Genomic DNA, 25,410 nt, shown 5'->3' with positions numbered 1-25,410 from the left:
AAGGGAGAGCTTCTCCTGAACGCATTATCCGTATTTTAACATAAAAAAGCCTTGTTGAGTGGTTCTCAACAAGGCTTGTCATTATTCGACGATAAAAGGGTCTTCCGTCAAGACGTAGCTTGATTTTCCTTTGGCGGATGCATAGGCAAGCATATAGTATTTTCCGGATTTAAGGGATGCGGCATCATTGATTTTGCCGTTCCATTGATAAGATTGATAGCCTTTGCCCTGATTTTTGTAAACGCCGGCCTGTCCGAGAAGGTTCAGGTTTTCATCATAGACGAGAAATGCGAGCTCTTCAGCCCCGCCCGGCAGGTAGGCTTCGATCGTGTAAGTGCCTTGTTTTGCCCCCGGTTCAACCGTTACGGATGTGACGCGCGGGTAGTCGGGCTCTTTGACGATCAATAGGAGCGGGATTTCGGCGACTTTTCTTCCTCCTTCACGGACGTAAACCGTGCCTTCATATGTGCCTGCTTTCGTTTTGGCGGAATTGACGGTTACTTTTGCCGTTGCTTTACCTGTTTGATTGGCCGGTACCACGACTCGTTCCGTTCCTGATACCGTAATGCCTGCTCCTTTAAAGGAGTACTCGAGCTGATAGGCTTTTCTGTATGAAGAAAGGTTTTCAATCGTGAACGCTTGTTTTTTCGTTTGTTTTCCTTTGTCTTTCAGGAATGTTCCGTATGAATGGCTGCCCGGCGTTACAATCGATGAAGCTTTAAGGGCGTCCATGATGCGAATGCTGCCCGCTCCTTGCGTATTGTGAGGGAGAGGCTTTCCGTTTTCATCCGTCAGTTTTTCCGCCGTATTCATCAGCACGCCTTTGATTTGCTCAGGCGTCCAATCCGGTTTGGCCTGCTTTAAAATGGCTGCCGTTCCCGCGACATGTGGGGAAGCCATGCTTGTTCCCTGCTTTGAACCGTAACCGTGAGGGTTTTGCGGATCGTGGGTCGGAATGGTGCTGACGATGTTGACGCCTGGCGCTGAAACGTCAGGTTTAATCATCCAGGTATCCATGACAGGACCGCGGGACGAGAAGGAGGCAATCGTTTCCCCCAGCTTTTTGTCCAATTTAAAAGAAAAAACAGCGGAGCGTTTCCCTTCTTTGATCTGTTGAACAAGCTTTTCGCCTTCTTCTTTTGACAATTTGACAGTCGGTACGGCCATCCCCATGACGTTGGCCTCGATTTCCCCTGTTACATTATTGTAAATCACGGCTCCGACAGCGCCGGCGTTTTTGGCATTTTCGGCCTTATCCACAAATGGAATGACGCCTCTCTGGATAACCGCTACCTTTCCTTTCACATCTTTGCCTGTGAAATCGTCAGCTTGTCCGAGGCCGGCTTCAACGAACTCCACCTCTTGACCGTTCAATGCTTCAAGATCTTTTTCCTCTTGGTATCCCATCACTTTTGCTGACGAATACGAAGGAAACGTCACAGAATACTCATTATACGGAAGCTGTGAGGCACCGACGGAAATCGCATCCCTTGAAGTTCCCGGCGAGCCGACCGTCCAGTTTTCCGGACCGCTGTTCCCGTTTGACGTAACGGCGGCAACTCCTTCGGCCATCGCCCAGTCCAGTGCGATGCTTGTTGCATAATCAGGACTGTTCAGCGAATTTCCCAATGAGAGGTTCATCACTTTTGCTCCGTCCGCAACGGCTTTTTCAATGCCCGCAATCACGTTCTCGGTTGTTCCTGAGCCGCCGGGGCCGAGCACACGGTAAGCAAGAAGCGTTGCTTCAGGCGCCACGCCTTTAATCTGTCCGTTTGCGGCGATGGTCCCCGCAACATGAGTGCCGTGATCAGTCGCTCCCCCGCGCGGGTCGCCTGTCGGTGTTTCCTGTGGATCATAATCATTATCCACAAAGTCATACCCCTTATATGGACCGAAATTTTTCTTTAAGTCAGGATGTGTGTAATCCACGCCCGTATCAATAACGGCTACTTTAATGCCTTTGCCGGTATAGCCCGATTTCCATGCCTGATCTGCTCCGATGTACGGTGCACTTTTATCCATCTGTGGATAAATGGCATCTGCTGCAAGTGTCACGTCTTTTCCTTTTACGCTGTCAGGTTTGTAAGTTGCGTTTGGATAAACCGCTTTAACTTCCTTGACGGCGAGCAGCTTCGGAATTTCACTGGCCGGCAGTTTCATAGAAAAGCCCGAAAATACACGGTCGTATTCGCGGTTTACTTTCGCTTTTTTGAGTGTTTTCACCGCTTTGTTTTTCGCTTTGCTGCGAGCGGTTTTTAAAGAAGCTTTCGTTTGTTTTTCCCCATCCGCTTTTGCTTCGGCAAGCGACTTTTCTTTCAGCTCCACAATAACCGTCGTCTGTTTATCAGACGTCACATCAATATCACCGTAGATTTCTGCTTTCTCAAGCTCAGGCGACTTTTGATCGGGAACGGATGTTGCCTGCACTCCGGTGAGGAATGTGGATAACGTAAATAATAGAATAAAAGCCATAACAAAATAGCGCACGATACTTTTTCTCAATCTGTTTTCCCCCTTATGGATAAATGGTTTCTTTGTAATCCTTAGAGTTTCGAACTTTTAAAATATTCTCTCAGTTTTAAAAAAATCCTTCTATATATAGAAATAATTTTCAAAGATTCAATGTATTGGAGTAGATTTTTCAGATTTATTCACAATTTACTGTGTATAAGTGAATAAACCTGTGTATAGATATTGTAGGGAATGTACGTTCTTATACTAAATGTTGAATAAATATGTGGATATGTGGATATACCCTGTGGGTAATATGTGTTTATCCTTAGGATAAGCTGTGAGTAAGTCACAATCATGGTTTGTTTCCGCTGAATCATGCGATTCCAGCAGTTTTCAACAAAACTTCTAAAAACTAGAATCATTTTGCACACACATTGTGACAAACATTTTCATTTTGCTGGGATAAGATAGAGCAAGAAAGTTTAATAGAGTTGCTAGTTTTATCAAAACGAAACTGGAGGGGATCGGTATGAAAGGTTTGATATCATTTTTAAAGTTATGGACGGCGGTGCTGCTGAATGCGGTGATGCCTGTCAGAGAGAATCAGATGAAGGTGATGGCGTTCGCCGGCGGTACATATCAGGCTGCCGATGCTTATCAGGCAGGCGGCTTTTCGGAAAAAAGAGAAGAGAAAACAGAGCGGATGTCGGGCTGTAAGAGAGTGAAGCCCGGCAGTTTTACAGCAGAACCCAACCGGGCTGTTTGCAAAAAAGCAGTGAAGAGGGTAAGAGCCGGACCAACTCTTTACACGGGAACTTAAACAAGGTAAAATCCCACTCATAACGGGAAGTGGGTGACAGCTTTTGAAAATCTATAAAGTATTGAACAACAATGCAGCAATCATAAAGGAGGATGGTCAAGAAAAAATTGTCATGGGACCTGGTATCGCTTTTCAAAAAGGCAAAAACGATACCATTTCAAGAAACAAGGTAGAAAAAATATTTACCATTCATGAAGAAAATGAAAAGTTTAAACAAATTCTCGAAACACTTCCGGAAGAACATATTGAAGCTGCCGAAGAGATCATCAGCTATGCGGAAGGGCAGCTGTCCGCACCGTTGAGCGATCATATCCACATCGCCCTTGTGGATCATTTGTCATTTGCGATCGAGCGAGTCCGCAAAGGATTCGTCATTCAAAATAAATTATTAAATGAAATCAAAGCGCTTTATAAAAAAGAATATGAGATCGGACTCTGGGCAATCGATTTGGTCAAAGAAAAATTGAAAGTCGAATTGCCTGATGATGAAGCGGGTTATATTGCGCTGCATATTCATACCGCAAAAATGGATGCGGAAAACATGCAGAAGACTCTTAAATACACGAACATCATCAAAGAATTGATAGAAAAAATCGAAGGCTGTTTCAATCAGAAGATTGACGAAAACAGCATCTCATATCAGCGTCTTGTCACGCATCTCAGGTATGCCATCAACCGGCTGGAATCAAATGAAGCGTTTCATGTCATGGACGATGACATGCTTTATTTCATCCGGCAAAAGTATCCTGAAAGCTACCGGTGTGCGGCAGGGCTGGCGGATTACGTAAAAACTGAATATGAACTTCATCTTCCGGAATCAGAAGTCGGATATATTACGCTGCATGTCCAGCGTTTAAATGATTCCTATAGGTAATACCGCCTGATATCGCGCGATCAGGCTTTTTTAGGTTGATTTTCACAGAAAATAAAAAAGTTGTTGACGAAAGCGTTATCACATAATAAAATGAAAGCGTATTAAAAAATAAATACCGGGGATTGTGACTGGTAAAGCAGGCAAGACCTAAAATTTGCTAGATGAATGGTGAAAATTTATCCTCCATTCGTTGGTGAATTTTAGGTCTTTTCTGCTTTTTTTTTAAAAAAAAGGAGGAGTCATCATGAATCACAAAGAAATCGCCGTACGTCTTATACAGCTTCTTGGCGGAGAAGATAATGTCATCAGTGCAGCTCATTGTGCGACAAGGCTTCGTTTGGTGATCAAGGACGAAGCAAAAATCGACCAGGAAAAGGTCGAAGAGCTGGAAGGTGTAAAAGGAGCCTTTTCGAGCTCTGGGCAATACCAGATTATTTTCGGAACAGGACTTGTTAATAAAGTGTATGAACAGTTTGCCAAAGAGCTGAATCTTGATCAAAAGGAAACGGTTCAGCACAGCGATGCCGCAAAGGGAAAAATGAATCCTTTAGCGAGATTCGCGAAAACGCTGTCAAATATTTTCGTGCCAATCATCCCGGCCATTGTTGCAAGCGGTTTATTAATGGGGCTGCTGGGAATGATGAAGGCATTTCAGTGGGTCGATCCTGATGCGGCGCTGTATAAAATGCTTGATATGTTCTCGAGCGCGGCATTTATTATCCTTCCGATCTTGATCGGTGTCAGTGCTGCGAAAGAGTTTGGCAGCAATCCTTACCTGGGGGCTGTACTTGGAGGAATTTTAATTCACCCGAGCTTGTTCAATCCTTGGGGACTGGCAACTGCCTCACCGGATGTGATGGACTTTTACGGACTCAAAATCGAGATGCTTGGCTATCAAGGAACCGTTGTTCCAATTTTGCTTGCCGTATATGTGATGAGTAAAATCGAAAAAGGCGTAAGAAAAATCGTTCCAAATGCGATCGATCTATTAGTAACACCGTTTGTCACGATTATTTCAACGGGATTCATTGCTTTTATAGCGATCGGTCCTTTAGGAAGAATGCTTGGTACAGGAATCACGAACGTTTTAACATATGTGTATGACGTTGCCGGGCCTGTTGCCGGACTGATTTTCGGGGGAACATACTCGCTGATCGTTTTAACCGGTGTTCACCACAGTTTCCACGCGATTGAGGCCGGCCTTATCGCTGATATCGGCAGGAACTACCTGCTCCCGATCTGGTCTATGTCCAATGTCGCCCAAGGCGGGGCCGGACTTGCTGTATTCTTTTTGGCAAAGCGTGCAAAAACAAAAGAAATCGCTTTACCTGCTGCTTTTTCTTCTTTTCTCGGTATTACCGAACCTGTTATTTTCGGTGTCAACCTCCGTTACCGCAGGCCGTTTATCGCGGCAATGGCCGGGGGAGCGCTCGGTGCGGCATACGTTGTCTTTATGAATGTTGCAGCAAACGCCTACGGTTTGACGGGAATTCCGATGATTGCGATTGTCGCCCCGCTTGGAATGGGTAACCTGATCCATTATTTAATCGGAATGGCGATTTCTGTGTCTGTCGCGTTTATCACAGCCTTTATCTTAGGCATTAATGAAGACGAGAAAAAGTGACGTAAGGGAGGGGAAAACGATGAATCAAGATCAGGAGCTTCGTCAAAAGGCAATGAACCGGGTTAGAGAATACCGGGATATTGTAAATCTTGATCCCTATCGGCTGCATTATCATATCATGCCTCCTGTCGGACTGCTGAATGATCCGAACGGGTTCGTTCAGTGGAAAGGGGTTTACCATCTTTTTTATCAGTGGATGCCTTTTAAAACGGGGCACGGAGCAAAGTTATGGGGACACTACTCTTCAACAGATCTCGTGAACTGGCGGCATGAAGAGATCGCCCTCACGCCGAGCGACTGGTTTGACAAAAATGGTTGTTATTCAGGAAGCGCGATCGCTGAAAATGATGTGCTGCACCTGTTTTATACGGGGAATGTCAGAGACGCCGAGGGAAATAGGGAGACCTATCAATGTCTCGCTGTCTCAAAAGATGGCATCTCGTTTGAAAAGCAGGGGGTTGTTGCAAGGCTTCCGAAAGGATATACGGCTCATTTCCGCGACCCGAAAGTATGGAAAAAGAACGGCATCTGGTACATGGTACTCGGCGCCCAGACTGAAAATCTTGAGGGCAGGGCGGTGCTGTTTCAATCGGATAATTTGCAGGACTGGCAGTTCCTTGGCGACATCACAGGTTCAAATACAGATCAGCTCGAGGAATTCGGCTATATGTGGGAATGCCCTGACATGTTCGAACTGGACGGCAAAGACGTCTTAATTGTCTGCCCGCAAGGCCTTGAAGCAGAAGAGATGCGCTACCAAAACGTCTATCAGTCAGGCTATTTTGTCGGTGAATTGAACGAGCGGAAACCCGGGTTTACACACGGAGATTTTGAAGAGCTTGATCGAGGCTTTGACTTTTATGCGCCGCAGACAACAAAAGACGAATCAGGCCGGAGGATATTGGTTGCCTGGATGGGTGTTCCAGACCAGGATGAACAGAGCCAGCCGACGATTCCGCATCAATGGGTGCATTGTATGACATTGCCGAGGGTATTGCATTTACAAAATGATAAAATCGTTCAAAAACCGGTCGCGGAGCTTAGAGCGCTCCGCCAAAACGAAAAAAACGCGGCAATATCACTTAATCAAGGCACCGAAAAACTGGACATTGTTCAACCGGACAAAGCCGAACTTTTCATCAGCCCGCAACTTATTGAAGAGAGCTTTGAGATTTCCTTCAGGGGTGCCGCGCGACTCATTTACAATAAAGCAGACGGCATCATAACCTTGGAGAGAAACAGTTATGTTGATGAAAGAACGGAAGCCAGACAGTGCCGTCTGCATGAGCTTCGCGATTTAAACATCTTTTTAGACGCGTCTTCTATTGAAATCTTCGTCAATGGGGGAGAGGAAGTCTTTACGGCAAGATATTTTCCTTACCCGGGAAATAATGATGTTTGGATCAGTGCCAGAAAAGAAATCATAATGAATGTGACATCCTGGACGATGGCATAAAGGGCGTGGCTGCGGTTTGCTATTTTCTGTACAATCCCTTTATGATATGCTTTTTTTAGAGAGAGTGCAGTGATAAAGGGGTTGTTTTTTTGGATCAAAACCAGCAGAAGTTGACAGCCGTGCGTTTGAAAAAAATAGCGGATCATATTGAGGATACGAGAGAGGAATACAATGGTTTGCTTCTTCAGATGAAGAAGCTGATCGGCGGTATTGAAGATAAAACAATTCCGAATGATGAAGAAGTACAAAAGAAACTTCGAGACACTTATGAACAAATGAAAGAATATGCTCTTTTTGTGGAATCGATCGAGACGTTTTTAAGATCATCTGCAAGAACGATCAAACGGGAAAGCTAAAAAAAAGCCCCTTTTATGTAAAAGGGGCTTTTTTTATTTGCCGCTGAGTCGCAAAGCGGAGTGCTTCGTCGGACCGACGTATTGATTCAAACGGAATGATCCGCGAATCGCTTCCGTAATAAACGTTTTTGCAGAATAAATGGCTTCTTTTACATTTGAACCTTTGGCAAGTTCAGCCGTAATCGCCGCGGAATAGGTGCAGCCCGCCCCGTGTGTGTATGGGGTGTCAATTCTTTCTCCTTCGATGACCTCTGCATTCCGGCCGTCAAATAATACGTCTACCGCTTTTTCGTGATTCAGTTTGCCTCCCCCTGTAATGAGGACGTGTTCGGCGCCGAGGCCGTGAATGGCCTTTGCCGCTTCCTTCATTTGTTCAACCGTTTTAATTTCCCCAAGTCCGCTGAGCTGGCCGGCTTCAAAAAGATTTGGCGTAATGACCGTGGCAAGCGGAGCCAAAAGCTCTCTTAAAGCCTTTGCGTGTTCGGGATACAGCACTTCATTTGCCCCTTTACATACCATAACAGGATCAATGACGACATTTTTCATGCTGTGCTTCTTGATGGTGTCTGCCGCCAATTCAATGATGTCAACGGTCGGAAGCATGCCCGTTTTCATCGCATCTACACCGATGCCGTCCACAATCGTCGACAGCTGGGCGCGGATGACTTCCGTATCAACTGGGAATACCTGATGATTCCAATTGTTCTCAGGATCCATGGCGACAACAACCGTAAGGGCCGTCATTCCATAGACGTTCTTTTCCTGGAACGTTTTTAAGTCCGCCTGAATGCCGGCGCCTCCGCTTGAGTCAGAGCCGGCGATTGTCAGTGCTTTATGCATTGTCATGTTCAGTCAATCCTCCACGATAAGAGATTCCATCCAAAGTTGGCTTATTACTTATTATAGACAGCTTTTCGCAAGATCACAATGAAATGGCTGCCGCTTTATAGTGCAGCGGTCCTCTGCCAAATTTCGTGAATGGATTGGCATAAAAAACCAAACCATCTTTTGATCCATGTGAAATCATTCGCATTATGATTTAATATGTTTAGAATGAAATAAGAAGGAGCGTATATCACAAACATGAACTTATCTATCGTAGTTGTTACGCATAATCGGATCACCGCTTTGTGCGAATTGCTTGAATCCATTACAAAACAGTCTGTTGCACCGTTTGAAGTCATTATTGTAAATGATGCCGGGGAGAGCGTCGACTTTGTTGAGCGCCTTTATTCAGACCTTCCGATCAGAGTTATACTTCTGAAAGAAAACGTGAAGCATGTAAAAGCGAGAAATATGGGGGTGAAAGAAGCTTCCGGAGATGTTATTATGCTGTGTGATGATGATGATTTTTTCACTCCGTGTCATATGGAAAGAATGTTGATTGAGCTGGAGACCGCTGATTTTGTTTATTCGGATGCTGAGATTGTGTCTTTCGAAGAAAAAGAGGATAAAAGAATTCCAATAAGCCGTTATCTTTTTGCGTATTCCTTTAACTTGGATGAAATGAGGAAGTTTTCTACATATGTTCCTTCAGGAAGTATGTACAAACGATCTCTTCATGACGAAATCGGCTATTTTGATCCTGACGTCCACAATTATTGGGATTGGGACTTTTTCCTGAGAGCCGCTGAGCGGTTTCGCGTGAAAAGGGTTCCTTTCGCAAGCGTAATCTATGCGTTTTCAGACCAGGGTGACAACCAGTCCGGAGATCTTGGCGGAATGAGGCAGTATTACTTGGATGTCTTGAGTGAAAAGCATCAGCTTGGCAAGCTGCCGACAAAGAACTTTTTCGTGCTTCTCGAAGAACCTGCCATGAAAAAAAGGGAAGCGGAAAGCGAAATCGTCTGGGACGGAAAACCGGTCACATCCAGGCTCACTGCTGCAAGACAATTGAATTAAGGAGGCCTGAACATTGAAACAGATTTTGAATGACAGTTGGTGGCAACAGCTGAAGGACGAGTTTAATAAGCCTTACTATCAAGAACTGAGGGAAATGCTGAAAAGGGAGTATGCAGAACACACCGTATATCCTGAACCGAACGATATATACAATGCTTTGCATTATACTTCCTATGAAAATGTTAAAGTCGTGATTCTCGGCCAGGATCCGTATCACGGTCCGGGTCAGGCCCATGGCTTAAGTTTTTCCGTGCAACCCGGTGTCAATCCACCGCCTTCTTTGAAAAACATTTTTATAGAATTGCAGAATGACATTGGCGCCGATATCCCCAATCACGGTTCTCTCGTCAGCTGGGCTAAGCAAGGCGTTCTGCTGCTGAACACCGTTTTGACCGTGAGACGGGGCCAGGCAAATTCGCATAAAGGAAAAGGCTGGGAACAGCTGACAGACAGTATCATAGATGTTTTAAACAAAAGAGATAAGCCGGTCGTTTTTATTCTCTGGGGCCGGCATGCCCAAATGAAAAAAGAACGAATCGATACATCCAAACATTTTATTATCCAATCGCCGCATCCGAGCCCATTCTCGGCTAGAAACGGGTTTTTTGGGAGCAGACCGTTTTCAAGAGCCAATCAGTATTTGAAACAAATCGGGGATGAGCCGATTAATTGGTCCCTTCCGAATCTTTAAAATCGCGAGAACCGCTAAAAAAGCGGTTCTTCGTTTGTCTCGCTTCTATCTGAGAAGTTTTTTGATGATCCGCAGTCCGTTTTTCGATGAAGGATAACGGAATGAAATGTCAAACAGGTTTGTCTGTTTTAAAACGCTTTTTTCATGGGAAAACGTCTTAAAGCTGTGATACCCATGGTAACTTCCGATTCCGCTTTCACCTACACCGCCGAAGGGTAGGTAAGGTGTGGCTGTGTGCATCAGCGTGTCATTGATGCATCCCCCGCCAAATGAAATCCGGCTGAGGATGTGCTTTTGTACCGGTTTTTCATTCGTAAACAAATAGAGTGCGAGCGGTTTAGGGCGACTTTGAACCATTTGGATAACGTCTTCGATTGTTTCATAGCCGATGACGGGAAGGATCGGTCCGAAAATCTCTTCCTGCATGACCGGCGATTCCCAGTCAGGTTCATCGATAATGGCCGGAGCAATTTTGAGTGCGTCTCTTTGATATGTTCCGCCTGTGACGATATTCTCATTGTGTAAAAAGCGGATTAACCGTTCGAAATGACGTTTACTTATAATTTTTCCGTACGCCGGATGGCTTTCCGGCTCTTCTCCGTAAAATGTTTGAATCGTTTGTTTCAGAGCGCGTATCAGCTCGCTTTTTACATCTTTGTGTACGAGCAGATAGTCAGGCGCGATGCACGTCTGTCCTGCGTTTGTCAGCTTTCCGAAAACAATCCTTTGAGCCGCAAGCTTGAGATCAGCATCCTTGTGCACGATGCAGGGGCTTTTTCCGCCAAGCTCGAGGGTGACTGGAATAAGCTGTTTTGCTGCAGCTTCCATGACAACTTTGCCCACGGGAACACTGCCCGTAAAAAAGATATAGTCAAATTTTTGCCGCAAAAGCTCTTGATTCGTCTCCACTCCCCCCTCCATAACGGACACATATTCGGGCGGAAAGCTTTCCTTGATCATTTCGGATATGACGCTTGATACGGCGGGAGCAAGCTCAGACGGTTTGATGACGGCGGTATTCCCCGCAGCAAGTGCGCCGATCAGGGGCGAGACGGCAAGCTGAAACGGATAGTTCCATGGCGCGATGATCAGGACCGTGCCGTAGGGCTCCGGAATGACGATGCTTTTTGAACCGATATGCGAGACGGCCGTTTTCGCCTTTTTCGGTTTGGTCCATTTTTTTAATCGTCTGCTGATAAAGCGGATTTCTTCCAGTACAATGCCGATTTCCGTCATATAGGCTTCGTGCTCTGATTTATTAAGATCTTTCTGAAGAGCCTCAAGTATGTCCCCTTCATATTTTTTTACAGCATCTTTAAGAATGTTGAGCTGTTCCAGACGATTTTCAACAGCGAGTGTTGCCCCGCTTAAAAAATATCGCTTTTGCTCGGTAACGGTCGTTTCGATAGGGGGTGTTTGTTCTGCCATTCCCTGTTTCCTTTCGCTTTTAGAAATTCGAGTGAAGTTTTTTTCATTATGTGTGACAGCCTTTTCAGCTGTCAACTTTTGGCCGGAAGAAAATCGGTGTTTTCACCCGCATGTGCCCGTAGATATCTTTTTTTGAAATGTAAAAGACCATATTTCATAGCGGGAGAGGCAATTTTTCGCAACGGATATTTTAAAAGTGCATTCGGCATGAGAGAAGTTAATTTGGTAAAATGAAATGGAAACTGAAAAACGGTTTGGAGGATCGATTTGATGAACATACATATATCAAGTTTGCTGCAGAAGATGGAGGACGAATTGAAAAAAGCAAAGGAATGCAACCAGGAAAACGAATTGAAAATGCACATCGCGGTGATCCGCTCCCTTTGCGACGTCATTGTTGAACCGCAGCAGCGGCCGTCCGTCCAGTCTTCGCCTTATGTTCAAACGGCCAATAAACCATCGAGCGATCAGCTGATGCTAGAAAAAATGATGGGGAGCGCCGGTGCTGAACAATACAAAAAACAAGAGAAACAAAAGCATGAAGATGACGGCAACGGAGATTCTATTTTTGATTTCTAGACGCCGTCCGGCTGTTGTAAAAAAGAGAGGTTGATCAACTTGAAACTGCTTTTTGGGGCTTTACAATGGACGGCATTTATTATTGCGTCCGCAATCGTGGTGCCCATTGCAATCGGTCAGTCATTCGGGCTGAACCAGGCAGAGACCGCAGGGCTGGTTCAAAGCACTTTTTTCGTGCTCGGCACAACGGCTTTTATCCAATGTTTATTGGGACACCGCCTGCCGATTAATGAGAGTCCGGCTGGTCTCTGGTGGGGCGTATACACGATTTATGCCGGTCTTACAGGGACCGTATTTGCGACTCATATCGAAACGCTCCAGGGGCTGCAGGGAGCGATGCTGTTAAGCGCGGTTTTCTTCTTTATTTTTAGTTTGTTTAAAGTCATTGATAAGCTGGCTGTGATGTTTACTCCTGTTGTGACGGGCATTTATTTACTGCTGCTGGTCATCCAGCTGAGCGATCCGATCGTTAAAGGTGTCATGGGGATCGGCTACCGGAAAAACGAGGTCGATATACCCGTGTTTTTGCTGGCGGTTGTGATTATGCTGGCTACGTTTCTGATGAGCAGGTCAAACATTCCGGTTCTTAAGCAATATTCAATTTTAATTGCACTTTTCGGCGGCTGGGTTTTATTTGCCGTATTTGGCGTGGCGAAGGCGCCTGAACGTGCGAACCAGCTGTTCCATCTTCCTGATATTTTTCCTTTCGGGATGCCGCTGTTTGACAGCGGATTAGTCGTTACTTCGCTGTTTATTACAGTTTTATTAATCGTCAATATGCTCGCCAGCATACGGGTGGTTGAAGGAGCGGTCAGACAGTTTGAGAAGCTGGAAGAGAGGAAGCGGGCCCGTCCGGCCGGATTTATCGCCTCCGTCAGCCATTTGCTGAGCGGTGTGCTCGGAGCTGTAGGGACGGTGCCGATATCCGGGGCGGCCGGGTTTATTCAAACGACGAGAATGTCTTCAAAAAAACCGTTTTTGCTCGGGAGTCTGATCGTGATCGTCATCAGCTTCTTCCCGCTGGTCATGAATACTTTTGCCAGCCTGCCGTCTCCGGTCGGTTTTGCGGTGAACTTCGTCGTGTTTTCAACGATGGTCGGCCTGGCATTTGCTGAATTCGATTCTTATGAAAAGGACGAGGCCGGCCGCGTCCGTTTTGTTACCGGGATTGCGCTCCTTGCCGGTGTGGGGGTTATGTTTGTACCTGAAAGTGCTTTGGAAGGAATGCACCCTGTTTTTGTTTCCATTTTAAGCAACGGGCTTGTCCTTGGAACAATTGTAGCGATTGCTGCGGAACAGATACAGCTTAGGAAAAAGAAATATGACAATATCGTGTCATGAGATTTGCAAACGTTGAAATTCAAAGCGTGTACGCTATGATGATAAAAGAAAGGCGGGCGATTTGATCGTGAAATTATTTTTAATTTTAGGTGCTGTCAATGCTATGCTTGCGGTTGCTTTAGGGGCGTTCGGAGCCCATGGTCTTGAAGGGAAAATTCCCGAGAAATATTTGCAAATCTGGCAGACCGGCGTCCAGTATCATATGTATCATGCGCTCGGTTTAATTGCCGTCGCGCTCATCGCGGCAAAACTGACAGATGCGGGAAGCGTATCTGCGGCAGGGTGGCTGATGTTTGCCGGAATCGTTTTATTTTCAGGAAGTTTATATGTCCTCAGCCTTACGCAAATCAGCGTCCTCGGTGCGATTACTCCGCTGGGCGGCGTGGCGTTTATTGCCGCATGGATCATGATCATTGTCTCAGCGGTCAAATACTTGTAGTTGTACTAAAAAAGCCAATCTCCTGAAAAGGATTGGCTTTTTTTATTTTAACAGGGGCTGATTCATGGTAATTTAATGTTATGACCAGGGCGAAAGACCCGGCTTTTGCATTTTGACAGAAGGGATGTGCACGGCGGAGGACCGGTCTCCGTTCAAACGATGAAAATTAAAGTGATCATTGCGGATGACAATTCATTCATAAGAGAGGGCATGAAAATCATATTGAGCACTTATGATGAATTTGAAGTGCTGGCGACGGTGGAGGATGGCTTACAGGCAGTCGAATTTTGCCGCGGCCAAGCTGTGGATATTGCATTGCTTGATGTCCGCATGCCCAACATGGATGGAGTGGAAGCTGCGCGGTTCATTTCAGAAACGGGCGCTAAGCCTTTTATCTTAACAACGTTTGATGACGACGAATACATCGTCGCTGCGATACGGAACGGAGCAAAAGGTTATTTGCTGAAAAATGCCGAGCCCGAGCGAATCAGAGACGCGATTAAAAGTGTGTTCAACGGCCATATTGTGATGCAGGATATCATCCTCGACAAGATTAAGTCCAATTTGGCGGATCATAAAGAAGCGGAACCTAAGATAGACGAAAGCCTGTTTACCGAACGCGAGCTCGGGATTATGGCGCTGATCGCCAGAGGGCTGTCCAATAAAGAAATTTCGAAAGAACTGTTTATCTCTGAAGGTACGATCGCCAATTATATTTCCTCGATCTTGGGGAAAACAGGGCTTGAACACCGGACACAAATTGCAATTTATTATTTAACCGGAAAAGTTAACTTTTAACCTGGGGGATCACCATGGAATTGCGGATTATGACCGGTAAACTGATTTTGTTGGGATTTATCATCTATCAATGCGTTTTTTCGGAAATTGACAATCTGCCGTGGCTTGTGTTCAGCCTTCTTGTTTACGTCTGTATCAACCTCGGGATTGCGATTTTACCTAAAGGAAAAACAAAAAAGCTTTTTATTCTCATTTCTGTCATCATTTCAATCGTTTCTTATGCAGAAGTGCACCCCCTATTTATTTTATTCCTTCCTTTTACCCTGTGTGAAGGAGCAGCCGATTTCGGACTGCCGAAGTGGTTGGTACTTGCCGCTTCAATCGTTCCGGTTTTGTTTATTAATGAAAGCATCTTAGCGGTCTACGCGTTGACGGCCGCTTTTCAATTTTTGCTATACTGGGCCGCAAGTCATGATGCAGCGCGGATTGCAAAGCTTGAACATCATATTGATCAAACGAGAAGAGACATGCAGAAGCTAACAAACATCCTGCGTGAAAACAAAGAGTTTATCAGACAATCCGAATATACGTATAAGCTTGAGGAGCGCAACCGGCTTTCCCAGGAAATACACGATAAAATCGGCCATTCCATAACAGGAGCGCTGATTCAGCTCGAAGCGGCGAAGCGCGTTCTTGACATAGATAAGGAAAAAGCTTCCGAGCTCCTACAAAATGCGATTAACATCTCCAAGGACGGGATCGAAAACATCAGATTGACGTTAAAAAGCGTCAAGCCGCCCTCAGAACAGATGGGTATCCACAGATTGAGGCTGTTTATCGATGAATGTTCGGCGCAGTACCATATGAATATTTCATTTTTGCATAAAGGCGATTTGGATGTTATTTCTCAGATTCAATGGAAGATTATTTTTGAAAATATCACCGAAGCGCTGACAAACTCGGTGAAATATGCTGAGGCGACACATGTATCCATCTATATTCATGTGCTGAATACGCTCATTAAAGCCGAAGTGAAAGACAACGGAAAAGGGCGGCAGAAAATTAAGAAAGGGATGGGGATCATCGGGATGGAGGAACGGGCCGCTTCTGTTAACGGAAAGGTGATCGTTGACGGTTCGAACGGCTTCTCTGTCACCACTCTGCTGCCCAAGCATGAATGATTTCATGAATTAAATATGAATTTTCTCATGTGAAAAAGATGAAATGCTGCACTGCCGCACCATTCATCTTTTTTTTATAATGAAATCAAAATGAGGTGAGAACATGAATGTATTGGAAATCCAGCATCTGACGAAAAAATTTGGCGACTTCGTTGCCGTCGACAATATATCACTCTCGATCGAAGAGGGCGAAATATTTGGATTGCTCGGGGCAAACGGGGCGGGAAAGAGTACGACCATTCACATGATCTCGAGTTTGCTGAGAAGCAATGAAGGCGAGATTTTGATTCTCGGAAAAAACATTGCGAAATACCGCAAGTTCGCCAAGATGAATATCGGCATTGTTCCGCAGGATCTGGCCATTTACGAGGATTTAACGGCATATGAAAATGTGAAGTTTTTTGCCGGGCTCTATGGTCTGCGCGGGGCCCATTTACACAATCGGGTTGAAGAAGCATTGCAGTTCGTCGGTTTAAGCGATAAGCATAAAAGCTTTCCGAAAAATTTTTCCGGCGGTATGAAAAGAAGGCTTAATATCGCCTGCGCGATTGCCCACAGGCCAAAGCTGATCATCATGGACGAACCGACGGTTGGAATTGATCCGCATTCGAGAAATTATATTTTGGAATCCGTCAAAAAGTTAAATGCGATGGGATGTACGATTATTTACACGAGCCACTATATGGAGGAAGTTGAAGAGATCTGTACGCGGATCGCCATCGTTGATCACGGAAAAATTATCGCCGAGGGAACGAAGGAGCAGCTGAAATCGATCATTACCAATACAAAAGATATTCAGGTCGTTCTTAAATCGGCAGAAAATATCGATATCGGCGAACTGAAAACGATCAGCGGCGTGGAAGCGGCTGCTCTTGAAGACAATACGATCAAAATCAACTCGGATGCAGGCGTCAACAATTTAAACCAGATTATTGAAAAGCTGATGAAAAACGGGGCCGAGATTCGTTCATTGGAAGAGAAAGCGCCTAATTTGGAAACCGTGTTCCTGACCTTGACCGGAAGACAGTTGCGCGATTAGAAAGGAGGTCCAAGGTTTGAATACACTCATCATTGCGAAAAAAGAAATTGTATCGGCTTTTCGGGACAAACGGACGTTCCTTTTTATGCTGGCATTTCCGATTGTACTGATTATGATTTTGGGTACAGCGCTGACGAACGCTTTCGATCAGCAAGTAGTAGCGGTCGGCGAGGTTCATGTCTTGTATAAAGACAAGTCTGACGGAGCGTTTTCGCAAGGTTTTAAAACATTCACAAAGGAAGCGAAAACATCCGGCGTTCATTTTAACAAAGTATTGTCCGATATGGATGAAAAACAAGAAATCAAACAGGGGAACTACGATGCTTATCTTGAGATCGAAAACAGCGGCATCAAACTTTACCAAATGGGTAAAAACAGTATGAAAAACAGCATTATTCAAGGAATGCTTTCCGCGTTTGCTAACCGGTACAATGCCGCAGCGGAGATCATCAAAGCCGCTCCCGAGCAAGCGGGTGCCGTGCTCGGTGACACACCGGGCGACAATTATATCAAAGAGACGTCGCTCAGCTCAGACAGGCGGCCGAGCTCCATAGATTATTACGCGGTTACCATGACCACTCTGATCGCGCTTTACAGTGCACTAAGTGCCAGCTATTTAATAAGGGGAGAGCGGCTTGGAAAAACAGCCGACCGGCTGATCGCGGCACCGGTTCATAAAGGCGAAATTTTTGCCGGCAAGCTGATCGGCAATCTTGTGACAAACGGATTGTGTATTTTTGCCGTCGTCGCAGTCAGCAAATACGTATTTAAAGCGGACTGGGGAGAGCATCTCGGGCTTGTAGCGGCCGTGCTGTTCAGCATCGTATTGTTTGCCGTATGCCTCGGCCTTGGCGTCAGTTATTTGACGAGAACGGGGGAAGCGGCGGTGGCGATCATTAACGTGTTGATTCCGCTGGTTGCATTTTTCGGAGGCGCGTATTTTCCTGTCGACGGTGCGGAAGGTGTTTTAGCTTTGATCAAAGACCTGTCTCCGCTCGCCTGGACGAACGAAGCTATTATGAACATCATATTTGCGAACGATCTAGCGGCAGGGCTGCCTGCCATCTTGCTGAACATCGGCTTATCCCTGTTATTTCTGCTGATTGCCGTTGTCTCATTGCAGAGAAGGGAGGGGCTGTAAGATGAAAGAAATGCTATGGCTTGTCAAAAACACACTGAATGTCACCTTTAAAAAGAAGATCAATATCTTTCTGTTTGTATGTCTGCCTTTGCTAGGCATATTCGTATTGCTTTTGACAGAGGGAGGTATGGGCAAGACGGATTTGCGCGTTGGAATCATCAATCATGACGGCGGACGAATTGCCGAAGATACCGAGGATTTTTTGAAGGGGATTGAAAATGTCAACATCAGCGCGGTCAGTGAAGCAGAAGGGAAAAGTCAAGTTGCGTCAGGAGAGCTTGATTGCGTCATTACGTTTGAGCAAGGCTTTTCTCAAAGCGTGCAGAGCGGAGAACCGGCTCACATCGCAATCGCCTCTGTCAAAGGTGCTGAAATTACCGGATTTGTGAAAGCGTATGTCTATCATTATATTGATAATATCGCCGCAATCGGCAAATCGGCGCAGGGGAATGAAAAGCGCTTTGAGGAAATGTATAAAAATTACCGGAGTTCTGAAACGGGTGTCAAAACATATACGATTGAAGACACGGCGAAAAATAAAAATATGACGGAGCGGACGGTCGGTTTTCTGCTGATGGCGATGCTTTTTTCAGCGGGAAGCTTAACTGAACTGTTAGTGAAGGAAAAAGAGAACAGAACGTATTTCAGGCTTTTGACCACACCGATAACGTCAAGGCAGTACGTCATGTCCAATGTGGCCGTCAGTATGTCTGTCATCACATGCCAAATCTTTTTAACATTGATGATGGTGAAATATGTTTTCCGGATGGAAACCGGCATCTCATTTTGGGAGATGGCAGCGGTGCTGCTGATCTTTGCGCTAAGCGCGGTCGGCCTGGCATTGATCACCGTCGTCTTTGCAAACAGCTCCAAGTCATCCGGGGTATTGCGAAATTTGATTTTTATGCCGACGATCATGCTGTCGGGATGTTTTTGGCCGGTTGAAATCATGCCGTCTTTCGCACAGCGAATCGCGGACTTTCTTCCGCAGCGGTGGGTGTTGGATACGCTGGCAAAATTACAGGATGGACAGCAGCTTCAAGATCTGTACTTGAATATCATGATCCTGTTTGCTTTCGCTGCTGTCTTTTTCCTCATCGTCATTTACAAATTCAAACGCAGTAATGATGTGAGAAACTTCGCTTAATATCTATAAAAAAAGGGTTCGGTTTTAGTTAAACCGAACCTTTACCTTGGTGTATAGGAGGCCATTGAATACGGATAATCATAAGTGATCGGTTCATCAAATGTAATATAGTCAAGATACACCATCAGCAGCAAATAGCGTGTGCCTGTTTTTCTGTCGCTTAAAATGATGTGGTCGCGGCCGGCTGCTTCAATTTCTCCCCGAAAGACTTTCGCATTCCATTCCGGATTGTTTTCGAATGTCATATATACGGTTGCTACTTTTCCGCGATTGAGCCGCAAAATATTTTCAATATAGGATTGCTCAAGCGGCAGCATGCCGGGGATACTCGGTGAAGTCTGCTGTGCTGAAGGCATCGGAGGGACCTGGACTCCTGCCGGCTGCGGCTGGAACAGCTGTGGGCTTGGCTGCTGATACGATTGCTGCCCTCCCATTTGGGTGAAAGGCTGCTGTCCCTGCTGCTGATACATTTGCCCCATCTGCGGATAAGGGTTGGGCCCCATTTGCTGCCGGAAATCCGGCATTTCAAGCTCCTGAAGCGGCTGAAATTGATTTTTTTTAAATTTCATCTCGTTCCTCCTCATTTCATTGTGTCAAAGTCATGCCTACCATCCATACATGAGGAATGATAAAGTGCTGCTATGAAGACGATCCGGCTGAAAAAGCTGGGGGATGACTCAAGATGATAGATCAATATTTCCCATCCCTTTTACAGTATGAACGGGTGGGGGCGAATATGACGACACATCATGTTAGGAAGAGAAAAACAAAAAGACCGCTCGCGAAAAGAGCGGTCTTTCTCCATATTAACCTGTAATCACTTCATCTTCGGGATGGCGGATCGGCGCCTTCTTCGGCTTGGCCAGTGTAAACGCCATGGTCAGAGGCCCGACGCGGCCGATGAACATCATCACCATAATAACCGCTTTGCCTGCAGTCGTTAAATCAGGTGTCAGCCCCATCGACAGGCCGACTGTTCCGAAAGCGGAAAATACTTCAAAGACAATTTCCAAAAATGGGGCATTTTCTGTGATCGTCAATATAAATAATGCGAAAAGCACGAATAAAAAACTGATGACGATAATGGCCAAAGCTCTTAAAATGGTTTTCATTTTAATTGCTCTGTTGAACACAACCGTCTCGCTCTTCCCCCTTAAAAAGGTGATCGTCGCCAAGATCATCACGATAAATGTTGTCAATTTAATTCCGCTTCCTGTTGACGCGCTTCCGGCTCCGATAAACATCAAAACAATGGTTAACAGGAGGGACGGCGTTGTCATCTGGGCGATATCAAGTGTATTGAATCCGGCAGTTCTCGGTGTCACACCTTGGAAGTAAGCGCCCCACATTTTGTCAGCCAAAGGCAGTCCGCCGAGCGTACCCGGATTTGAGTATTCCAAAATAAAAATCAGCAAGGCGGCTGTCGTATTGATGATCAATGTTCCCATGATCATGAGCTTGGAATGCAGCGATAATTTCCGGAAGTTTCGCTTTGTCCATAAATCCAGCAGAACGGTAAAGCCGATCCCCCCTGTAATGAAAAGGCCTGTGATGACAAGGTTGACAATCGGGTCGCCGACATATTGAGACAAGCTGTCCGGCCACAGGGAGAACCCTGCATTGTTAAAGGCTGAAATCGTGTTAAACAAACTATGAAACAAGCCTTTTTGCAAACCGTATTCAGGAACCCATCTGATCGAAAGGATCAGAAATGCCACAAATTCTATGACAATCGTGAAAATAAACAGATGCTTGACCAAGCGGACAAGCCCGCCTAAAGAAGTCTGGTTAAATGCTTCTTGAACGAGAATCCGCTGCTGCAAGCCGATTTTTTTGCCGATCATCATGACGATGAGGACGGCAAATGTCATTAAGCCGAGCCCGCCGATTTGTATCAGGCACATAATAACTGTTTGTCCGAACACCGTAAAATCTGCCCCTGTATCGACAACGACAAGGCCTGTTACCGTAGTTGCTGAGGTGGCCGTAAATAAAGCATCCACCCATGAGATGTAAGTAGTGGAGGCACCGGGCAGCTTCAATAAACAGGCGCCGATGGCAATGATAATCAAGAAACTGAGGGCCAACGTCTGCGGCGGACTAATATTGATGATCTTCCCTTTTACAAGATTTGAAGAAACAAATTTAGGCATTTTTTCGTTCCTTTCTTCATCCATTCAGTCAAAACATGAATGGAGAAAAAGCAAGGTTATGTCAATCATAAACGCGGTTCGTGGTGTTTCAATAATGTCAATAATGTACAGCCAGATACATCGTTTGTCAACAAAAAATCAGGAGAATGAAGAGAAGGGAAGCGGGCAGGCCTTTTGTCCTTTACTAAAGCACAGCGGAGAAAATCAAGAGGAACAACGCCTGGTTAAATTCTATTATTTTGCATTTCTTTTAAAAATATGACATGGAAAACATTTACCATCTACAGAAAAAATGGTAGTTTTTAATAGAAATCACCAAAGTGCCGGCGCTTTGGAAAGAAGGCGTTGCTTGATTTTACGTCTTTCTTGCACGCTTTCGTCATGACGAATGATGAAAAAATGATGACTAGGGGGAATTGCTGTGTTGAAAAGAATGTGTCGTTCTAAATTGTCAATCTTGGCGGTTAGTCTCGTGATGATGGCTTCGATTTTTCTGCCCTCGTTCCAGGCCAGCGCTCAAACAACAAAAACTGAATCTGTCTACCGTCCGGCTGCGAGGGCTTCCTTGTATTCGGTGATAACAGGTGCCAGCAAACAGGAGTGGTCGTTCTCGGATATTGAGTTAACATATCGTCCTAATTCAATTCTGGCGCTGGGAACGGTTGAATTTACATTGCCGTCGGGATTTTCCGCAACAACGAAAGATACGGTGAATGGAAGAGCGCTGACAACGGGGCAAATTTTGAACAACGGAAAAACGGTAAGGCTGCCGCTTACAATTGATCTGCTGGGCATTGCGGAGTTTAAGCTGGTGTTGGCCAACAAAACGCTGCCTGCCGCAGGAAAGTATACATTCCGGGCGGAGAACAGAGTACTGGGGCTCGGATCGACTTTCTATGCCGAATCTTCAATCGAGGTGCAAAAAAGGGCGACTCCGCCTACACAGCCGTGTAACTGCAAGTAAATAGGCAAAAAAGCTCCAAAGACCTCGGTCTTTGGAGCTTTTTATCATTACACATGCAAAAATGCAGGCAGCTGTTCATTTGCGAGGCGGTTGCCGACAAAGAACGAGCCGAATTCACCGTAGCGGGCGCTTACTTCATCGAAGCGCATTTCATAGACGAGCTTTTTGAACTGAAGCACATCATCTGAAAAGAGCGTGACACCCCACTCATAATCGTCAAATCCGATTGAGCCGGTAATAATCTGCTTCACTTTGCCCGCATAGCCGCGTCCGATCATCCCGTGGCTGCGCATCAAGTTTCTTCTCTCTTCCATAGACAGCATGTACCAGTTGTCATCGCCCGATCTTCTTTTATCCATCGGATAGAAGCAGACATATTTGGCATTCGGCAGCTCAGGGTACAGGCGCGCACGCACTTGCGGATTTTCGTAAGGGTCTCCGTCTCCGCTTCCCATATAGTTGCTCAGCTCGACAACGGATACGTATGAATAGGCAGGTATCGTGTATTCAGCGAGTTTGGATTTATTGAACTCGAGTTCGATTTGATTTAATTCCTCCATCGTAGGACGCAAAATCATCAGCATGAAGTCCGCTTTCTGGCCGACGATGCTGTAAAGCGTATGGCTTCCGTTACCTTCTTTTTGAGCAGCTCCCCATTTTTCAAGAAGACCTGTAAATTCGCTGATAATGATCTGGCGCTCATCGCTTGAAAGCATTTTCCATGCGGACCAGTCCATTGTCCGGAAATCGTGAAGGGCATACCAGCCGTCAAGCGTTTGTGCGGCTTCGTTCGTTTTTTGCTGTTCGCTCATTTTGCAATCACTCCCAATTTGTATGTACTTGTCTTCATCATATCATAGTTTGCCGCGTTTTATCCGTTTAGAAGATTTGAACAAAAGGTGACATCTGTCGTATAACTGGGAAAGGCTGTTATATACTAATAGAAGTGTTTGAAGCCTTGCTGCACTTAAATTAATTAAAAAAAAGCGTTTAAAAAGTGAAAGCATTATAATAAAATACAGAAGGATTGAATTTATATCACAAAAGAGTATGCTTAATAGAGAAATGAAGTATTTGTGACACTTTCAAGGAGGGTATATAGTGGCAGATCTATTTACAACAGTGCAGGAAAAAGTAGCAGGAAAAGGAGTTAAAATCGTATTTCCGGAAGGTTTGGACGAGCGCATTCTCAAAGCTGTCAACGATTTGGCCGGAAACAACGTGTTAAAGCCGATCCTTGTAGGAAATGAGCAGGAAATCAAAGATAAAGCAAACGGGTTGAATTTGACGCTGGAAGGCGTTGACATATACGATCCTCATACATACGAAGGAATGGAAGACCTTGTTCAGGCTTTCGTTGAACGCCGCAAAGGAAAAGCGACGGAAGAACAGGCTCGCCAAATCCTTTTAGACGAAAACTACTTTGGAACGATGCTTGTTTATAAAGGGCTTGCCGACGGTCTTGTCAGCGGTGCGGCTCATTCAACAGCGGATACGGTTCGCCCGGCGCTGCAAATTATTAAAACAAAAGAAGGCGTGAAGAAAACATCTGGCGTCTTTATCATGGCGCGCGGCGATGAACAGTACGTATTCGCAGACTGTGCGATCAACATTGCTCCTGACAGTCAGGACCTTGCGGAAATCGCAATCGAAAGCGCGAACACAGCGAAAATGTTCAACATTGACCCTCGTGTCGCCATGCTCAGCTTTTCAACGAAAGGCTCGGCAAAATCAGATGAAACTGAAAAGGTAGCCAATGCGGTTGCGATCGCCAAAGAAAAAGCGCCTGAGCTTACACTGGACGGCGAATTCCAATTTGACGCGGCATTCGTTCCGTCTGTCGCTGAGAAAAAAGCGCCGGACTCCGTCATTAAAGGTGATGCAAACGTATTTGTTTTCCCAAGTCTTGAAGCGGGGAACATCGGCTATAAAATCGCTCAGCGCCTCGGTAACTTCGAAGCGGTCGGTCCGATTCTGCAAGGGCTGAACATGCCTGTAAACGACCTGTCCAGAGGCTGCAACGCCGAAGACGTTTATAATCTTGCGCTGATTACGGCCGTTCAAGCGCTGTAATTGCTTTTGAAAAAGGTGAACCTGAAGAGGTTCGCCTTTTTTTATGCTTCAATCGCTACATTCAGCAGAGATTCCGCCCCTTTCCGGCCGGGATCGAGAGGCGGCCACTGACAAAGGTCAAAAGGAAAATCGGAACCCGGGACAAGGCGGTCTTCTCCGACGAGCTTCTTCAAATATGCCGCGCTTTCTTCCTCCCACAGTACCCCATCAAACCAAAACTTCCGCAAATATTCGCGCGGCGGAGCCGAAAGCGATGAAGAAACGCCGGCCCATTTGTCATACCCTTTGTTCAGTCTTCCGATCTGATAAGGCAAAAAGCCGCCGCCGTGCGCCAAAAGAATTTTCACATTGCGAAAACGGTCTGTAAACCCGCTTAACAAAAGGTCTGCGGCACAAATCGTCGTTTCCCACGGAACGCCGATCAAGTTTGGCAGCATCCTGCGGCGGAGCCGCGGATCTTCAGAAAGGAGCGGATGGATAAAGATAATCGCTTTTCTTCTGTCAGCCGTTTCCCAAAACGGTGTGAATGCTTCGTCCGAGAGAAGCATTTGCGAAGCGCCGGGTCCGATAATCGCTCCTTTAAGCCCGTTGTTCATCGCTTCATTCAGGCGCTCGCTCGCCTTTGAAGGGCTGTTCAGCGGGACTGTGCCGAGGCCTGAGAGGCGGCCGTCGTGTTTTTTAACCCATCCGGCAAGCGCTTTGTTGTATACAAAGGACAATTCGTCTGTGATTTCTTCGGCGAAGTCATAAAGGAAAAGCTGGGGAACCGGCGATACCAATGAGTGTGTGACGCCGGCCTCCCGCTGGGCTTCCAAATATAAAGCCTCCTGATAGAAAAGCTCTTTTAATTCAAAGCCCCATTTGTGATTGACCGTCAAAAACTCCGCTTGGCAGCCAGCCTTTTTTTCGCGGATTGCGTGGACTCTCTTTTCATTGTCGTCCAGCCAAAGCAGCACATCGTGCGGTATAAAGTGCGTGTGAAGATCATACAAAGCCGATTCCCCCAATTT

The 25,410-nt window shown here is 45.8% G+C and carries 24 protein-coding genes; 17 read left to right on the top strand and 7 right to left on the bottom strand.

Annotated elements, in window-relative coordinates; genetic code table 11:
- Nucleotides 1-81 precede the first annotated feature (81 nt).
- Nucleotides 82-2,502: a S8 family peptidase gene (locus BTA31_RS00635; RefSeq protein WP_076788252.1), complete on the bottom strand. Its 2,421-nt coding sequence runs from the start codon at nucleotides 2,500-2,502 to the stop codon at nucleotides 82-84.
- Nucleotides 2,503-2,983: 481 nt separating this feature from the next.
- Between BTA31_RS00635 and BTA31_RS00630 the strand changes: the two genes are divergently transcribed.
- From BTA31_RS00630 to BTA31_RS00610, 5 genes are all read left to right on the top strand, one after another.
- Nucleotides 2,984-3,274, top strand: coding sequence for a hypothetical protein (locus BTA31_RS00630; protein ID WP_043925233.1), 291 nt, complete (start codon nucleotides 2,984-2,986; stop codon nucleotides 3,272-3,274).
- Between the two features lie 43 nt (nucleotides 3,275-3,317).
- Nucleotides 3,318-4,148 carry a PRD domain-containing protein gene (locus tag BTA31_RS00625; RefSeq protein WP_043925232.1) on the top strand — a complete coding sequence of 277 codons (831 nt, stop codon included), beginning with the start codon at nucleotides 3,318-3,320 and terminating at the stop codon, nucleotides 4,146-4,148.
- A 244-nt stretch (nucleotides 4,149-4,392) separates the two neighbouring features.
- Nucleotides 4,393-5,772, top strand: coding sequence for a sucrose-specific PTS transporter subunit IIBC (locus tag BTA31_RS00620; protein WP_076788249.1), 1,380 nt, complete (start codon nucleotides 4,393-4,395; stop codon nucleotides 5,770-5,772).
- Nucleotides 5,773-5,791: 19 nt separating this feature from the next.
- Nucleotides 5,792-7,228: a sucrose-6-phosphate hydrolase gene (locus tag BTA31_RS00615; protein ID WP_076788246.1), complete on the top strand. Its 1,437-nt coding sequence runs from the start codon at nucleotides 5,792-5,794 to the stop codon at nucleotides 7,226-7,228.
- Between the two features lie 89 nt (nucleotides 7,229-7,317).
- Nucleotides 7,318-7,584 (top strand): hypothetical protein, encoded by a 267-nt coding sequence (locus BTA31_RS00610; protein ID WP_076788243.1) that lies wholly within the window; start codon nucleotides 7,318-7,320, stop codon nucleotides 7,582-7,584.
- 33 nt (nucleotides 7,585-7,617) lie between these two features.
- Here the strand turns inward: BTA31_RS00610 and BTA31_RS00605 are convergent, their stop codons facing one another.
- Entirely contained in the window at nucleotides 7,618-8,430 is an 813-nt protein-coding gene (locus tag BTA31_RS00605; RefSeq protein WP_076788240.1) for a bifunctional hydroxymethylpyrimidine kinase/phosphomethylpyrimidine kinase, read from the bottom strand.
- 237 nt (nucleotides 8,431-8,667) lie between these two features.
- On the opposite strand from BTA31_RS00605, the gene BTA31_RS00600 reads away from it, so the two are divergent.
- Together BTA31_RS00600 and BTA31_RS00595 are read left to right on the top strand one after the other, a co-directional pair.
- Entirely contained in the window at nucleotides 8,668-9,486 is an 819-nt protein-coding gene (locus tag BTA31_RS00600) for a glycosyltransferase family 2 protein (protein ID WP_076788237.1), read from the top strand.
- Between the two features lie 13 nt (nucleotides 9,487-9,499).
- Nucleotides 9,500-10,177: a uracil-DNA glycosylase gene (locus tag BTA31_RS00595; RefSeq protein WP_043925226.1), complete on the top strand. Its 678-nt coding sequence runs from the start codon at nucleotides 9,500-9,502 to the stop codon at nucleotides 10,175-10,177.
- 45 nt (nucleotides 10,178-10,222) lie between these two features.
- Here the strand turns inward: BTA31_RS00595 and BTA31_RS00590 are convergent, their stop codons facing one another.
- A complete protein-coding gene (locus BTA31_RS00590; RefSeq protein WP_076788234.1) occupies nucleotides 10,223-11,605 on the bottom strand; it encodes an aldehyde dehydrogenase in 1,383 nt (460 codons plus the stop codon).
- A 270-nt stretch (nucleotides 11,606-11,875) separates the two neighbouring features.
- Here BTA31_RS00590 and BTA31_RS00585 point away from each other — a divergent pair, with 270 nt between their 5' ends.
- The 8 genes from BTA31_RS00585 (at nucleotide 11,876) to BTA31_RS00550 (ending at nucleotide 19,210) form a co-directional block, all read left to right on the top strand.
- Nucleotides 11,876-12,184, top strand: coding sequence for a YwdI family protein (locus tag BTA31_RS00585; protein ID WP_043925224.1), 309 nt, complete (start codon nucleotides 11,876-11,878; stop codon nucleotides 12,182-12,184).
- 39 nt (nucleotides 12,185-12,223) lie between these two features.
- Entirely contained in the window at nucleotides 12,224-13,525 is a 1,302-nt protein-coding gene (locus BTA31_RS00580) for a purine/pyrimidine permease (protein ID WP_043925223.1), read from the top strand.
- 67 nt (nucleotides 13,526-13,592) lie between these two features.
- A complete protein-coding gene (locus BTA31_RS00575; protein WP_043925254.1) occupies nucleotides 13,593-13,964 on the top strand; it encodes a DUF423 domain-containing protein in 372 nt (123 codons plus the stop codon).
- A 159-nt stretch (nucleotides 13,965-14,123) separates the two neighbouring features.
- Nucleotides 14,124-14,762 carry a response regulator gene (locus BTA31_RS00570; RefSeq protein ID WP_076788550.1) on the top strand — a complete coding sequence of 213 codons (639 nt, stop codon included), beginning with the start codon at nucleotides 14,124-14,126 and terminating at the stop codon, nucleotides 14,760-14,762.
- 14 nt (nucleotides 14,763-14,776) lie between these two features.
- The gene (locus tag BTA31_RS00565; protein ID WP_076788231.1) at nucleotides 14,777-15,883 is read left to right on the top strand and encodes a sensor histidine kinase; all 1,107 of its coding nucleotides are present in this window, start codon (nucleotides 14,777-14,779) and stop codon (nucleotides 15,881-15,883) included.
- 103 nt (nucleotides 15,884-15,986) lie between these two features.
- Nucleotides 15,987-16,922 (top strand): ABC transporter ATP-binding protein, encoded by a 936-nt coding sequence (locus BTA31_RS00560; protein ID WP_076788228.1) that lies wholly within the window; start codon nucleotides 15,987-15,989, stop codon nucleotides 16,920-16,922.
- 16 nt (nucleotides 16,923-16,938) lie between these two features.
- Nucleotides 16,939-18,063 (top strand): ABC transporter permease, encoded by a 1,125-nt coding sequence (locus BTA31_RS00555; RefSeq protein ID WP_076788222.1) that lies wholly within the window; start codon nucleotides 16,939-16,941, stop codon nucleotides 18,061-18,063.
- A gap of 1 nt (nucleotide 18,064) precedes the next feature.
- The gene (locus BTA31_RS00550) at nucleotides 18,065-19,210 is read left to right on the top strand and encodes an ABC transporter permease (RefSeq protein WP_076788217.1); all 1,146 of its coding nucleotides are present in this window, start codon (nucleotides 18,065-18,067) and stop codon (nucleotides 19,208-19,210) included.
- A gap of 41 nt (nucleotides 19,211-19,251) precedes the next feature.
- On the opposite strand, the gene gerQ is transcribed toward BTA31_RS00550, so the two are convergent.
- On the bottom strand, nucleotides 19,252-19,779 hold the full coding sequence (gerQ, locus tag BTA31_RS00545) for a spore coat protein GerQ (protein WP_076788214.1): 528 nt from the start codon (nucleotides 19,777-19,779) through the stop codon (nucleotides 19,252-19,254).
- A 237-nt stretch (nucleotides 19,780-20,016) separates the two neighbouring features.
- Complete coding sequence (locus BTA31_RS00540; protein WP_076788547.1) at nucleotides 20,017-21,363, bottom strand: TrkH family potassium uptake protein; 1,347 nt, start codon at nucleotides 21,361-21,363, stop codon at nucleotides 20,017-20,019.
- Between the two features lie 424 nt (nucleotides 21,364-21,787).
- Between BTA31_RS00540 and bslA the strand changes: the two genes are divergently transcribed.
- Nucleotides 21,788-22,327, top strand: a complete 540-nt coding sequence (bslA, locus tag BTA31_RS00530) for a biofilm surface layer hydrophobin BslA (RefSeq protein WP_193427191.1) — start codon at nucleotides 21,788-21,790, stop codon at nucleotides 22,325-22,327.
- A gap of 47 nt (nucleotides 22,328-22,374) precedes the next feature.
- On the opposite strand, the gene hemQ is transcribed toward bslA, so the two are convergent.
- Complete coding sequence (gene hemQ, locus BTA31_RS00525; RefSeq protein ID WP_043925214.1) at nucleotides 22,375-23,139, bottom strand: hydrogen peroxide-dependent heme synthase; 765 nt, start codon at nucleotides 23,137-23,139, stop codon at nucleotides 22,375-22,377.
- Between the two features lie 289 nt (nucleotides 23,140-23,428).
- On the opposite strand from hemQ, the gene pta reads away from it, so the two are divergent.
- Nucleotides 23,429-24,400, top strand: a complete 972-nt coding sequence (gene pta / locus BTA31_RS00520; RefSeq protein ID WP_076788208.1) for a phosphate acetyltransferase — start codon at nucleotides 23,429-23,431, stop codon at nucleotides 24,398-24,400.
- 41 nt (nucleotides 24,401-24,441) lie between these two features.
- Here pta and BTA31_RS00515 read toward each other — a convergent pair whose 3' ends face one another.
- Nucleotides 24,442-25,392 carry an amidohydrolase family protein gene (locus BTA31_RS00515; RefSeq protein WP_043925211.1) on the bottom strand — a complete coding sequence of 317 codons (951 nt, stop codon included), beginning with the start codon at nucleotides 25,390-25,392 and terminating at the stop codon, nucleotides 24,442-24,444.
- Nucleotides 25,393-25,410 lie beyond the last annotated feature (18 nt).

The organism is Bacillus haynesii (genome assembly GCF_001969855.1).
Classification (GTDB): Bacteria; Bacillota; Bacilli; order Bacillales; family Bacillaceae; genus Bacillus; species Bacillus haynesii.
This window is presented reverse-complemented; position numbering and strand designations above follow the sequence as displayed.

Excerpts from the sequence above, each read along its gene's own strand:
- BTA31_RS00620 (WP_076788249.1), top strand. The coding sequence starts at position 4,393 with ATGAATCACAAAGAAATCGCCGTACGTCTTATACAGCTTCTTGGCGGA.
- BTA31_RS00600 (WP_076788237.1), top strand. The coding sequence starts at position 8,668 with ATGAACTTATCTATCGTAGTTGTTACGCATAATCGGATCACCGCTTTG.
- BTA31_RS00540 (WP_076788547.1), bottom strand. The coding sequence starts at position 21,363 with ATGCCTAAATTTGTTTCTTCAAATCTTGTAAAAGGGAAGATCATCAAT.
- BTA31_RS00560 (WP_076788228.1), top strand. The coding sequence starts at position 15,987 with ATGAATGTATTGGAAATCCAGCATCTGACGAAAAAATTTGGCGACTTC.
- BTA31_RS00570 (WP_076788550.1), top strand. The coding sequence starts at position 14,124 with ATGAAAATTAAAGTGATCATTGCGGATGACAATTCATTCATAAGAGAG.
- BTA31_RS00565 (WP_076788231.1), top strand. The coding sequence starts at position 14,777 with ATGGAATTGCGGATTATGACCGGTAAACTGATTTTGTTGGGATTTATC.
- hemQ (WP_043925214.1), bottom strand. The coding sequence starts at position 23,139 with ATGAGCGAACAGCAAAAAACGAACGAAGCCGCACAAACGCTTGACGGC.
- BTA31_RS00585 (WP_043925224.1), top strand. The coding sequence starts at position 11,876 with ATGAACATACATATATCAAGTTTGCTGCAGAAGATGGAGGACGAATTG.
- BTA31_RS00605 (WP_076788240.1), bottom strand. The coding sequence starts at position 8,430 with ATGACAATGCATAAAGCACTGACAATCGCCGGCTCTGACTCAAGCGGA.
- BTA31_RS00590 (WP_076788234.1), bottom strand. The coding sequence starts at position 11,605 with ATGGCAGAACAAACACCCCCTATCGAAACGACCGTTACCGAGCAAAAG.
- BTA31_RS00550 (WP_076788217.1), top strand. The coding sequence starts at position 18,065 with ATGAAAGAAATGCTATGGCTTGTCAAAAACACACTGAATGTCACCTTT.
- BTA31_RS00615 (WP_076788246.1), top strand. The coding sequence starts at position 5,792 with ATGAATCAAGATCAGGAGCTTCGTCAAAAGGCAATGAACCGGGTTAGA.
- gerQ (WP_076788214.1), bottom strand. The coding sequence starts at position 19,779 with ATGAAATTTAAAAAAAATCAATTTCAGCCGCTTCAGGAGCTTGAAATG.
- BTA31_RS00630 (WP_043925233.1), top strand. The coding sequence starts at position 2,984 with ATGAAAGGTTTGATATCATTTTTAAAGTTATGGACGGCGGTGCTGCTG.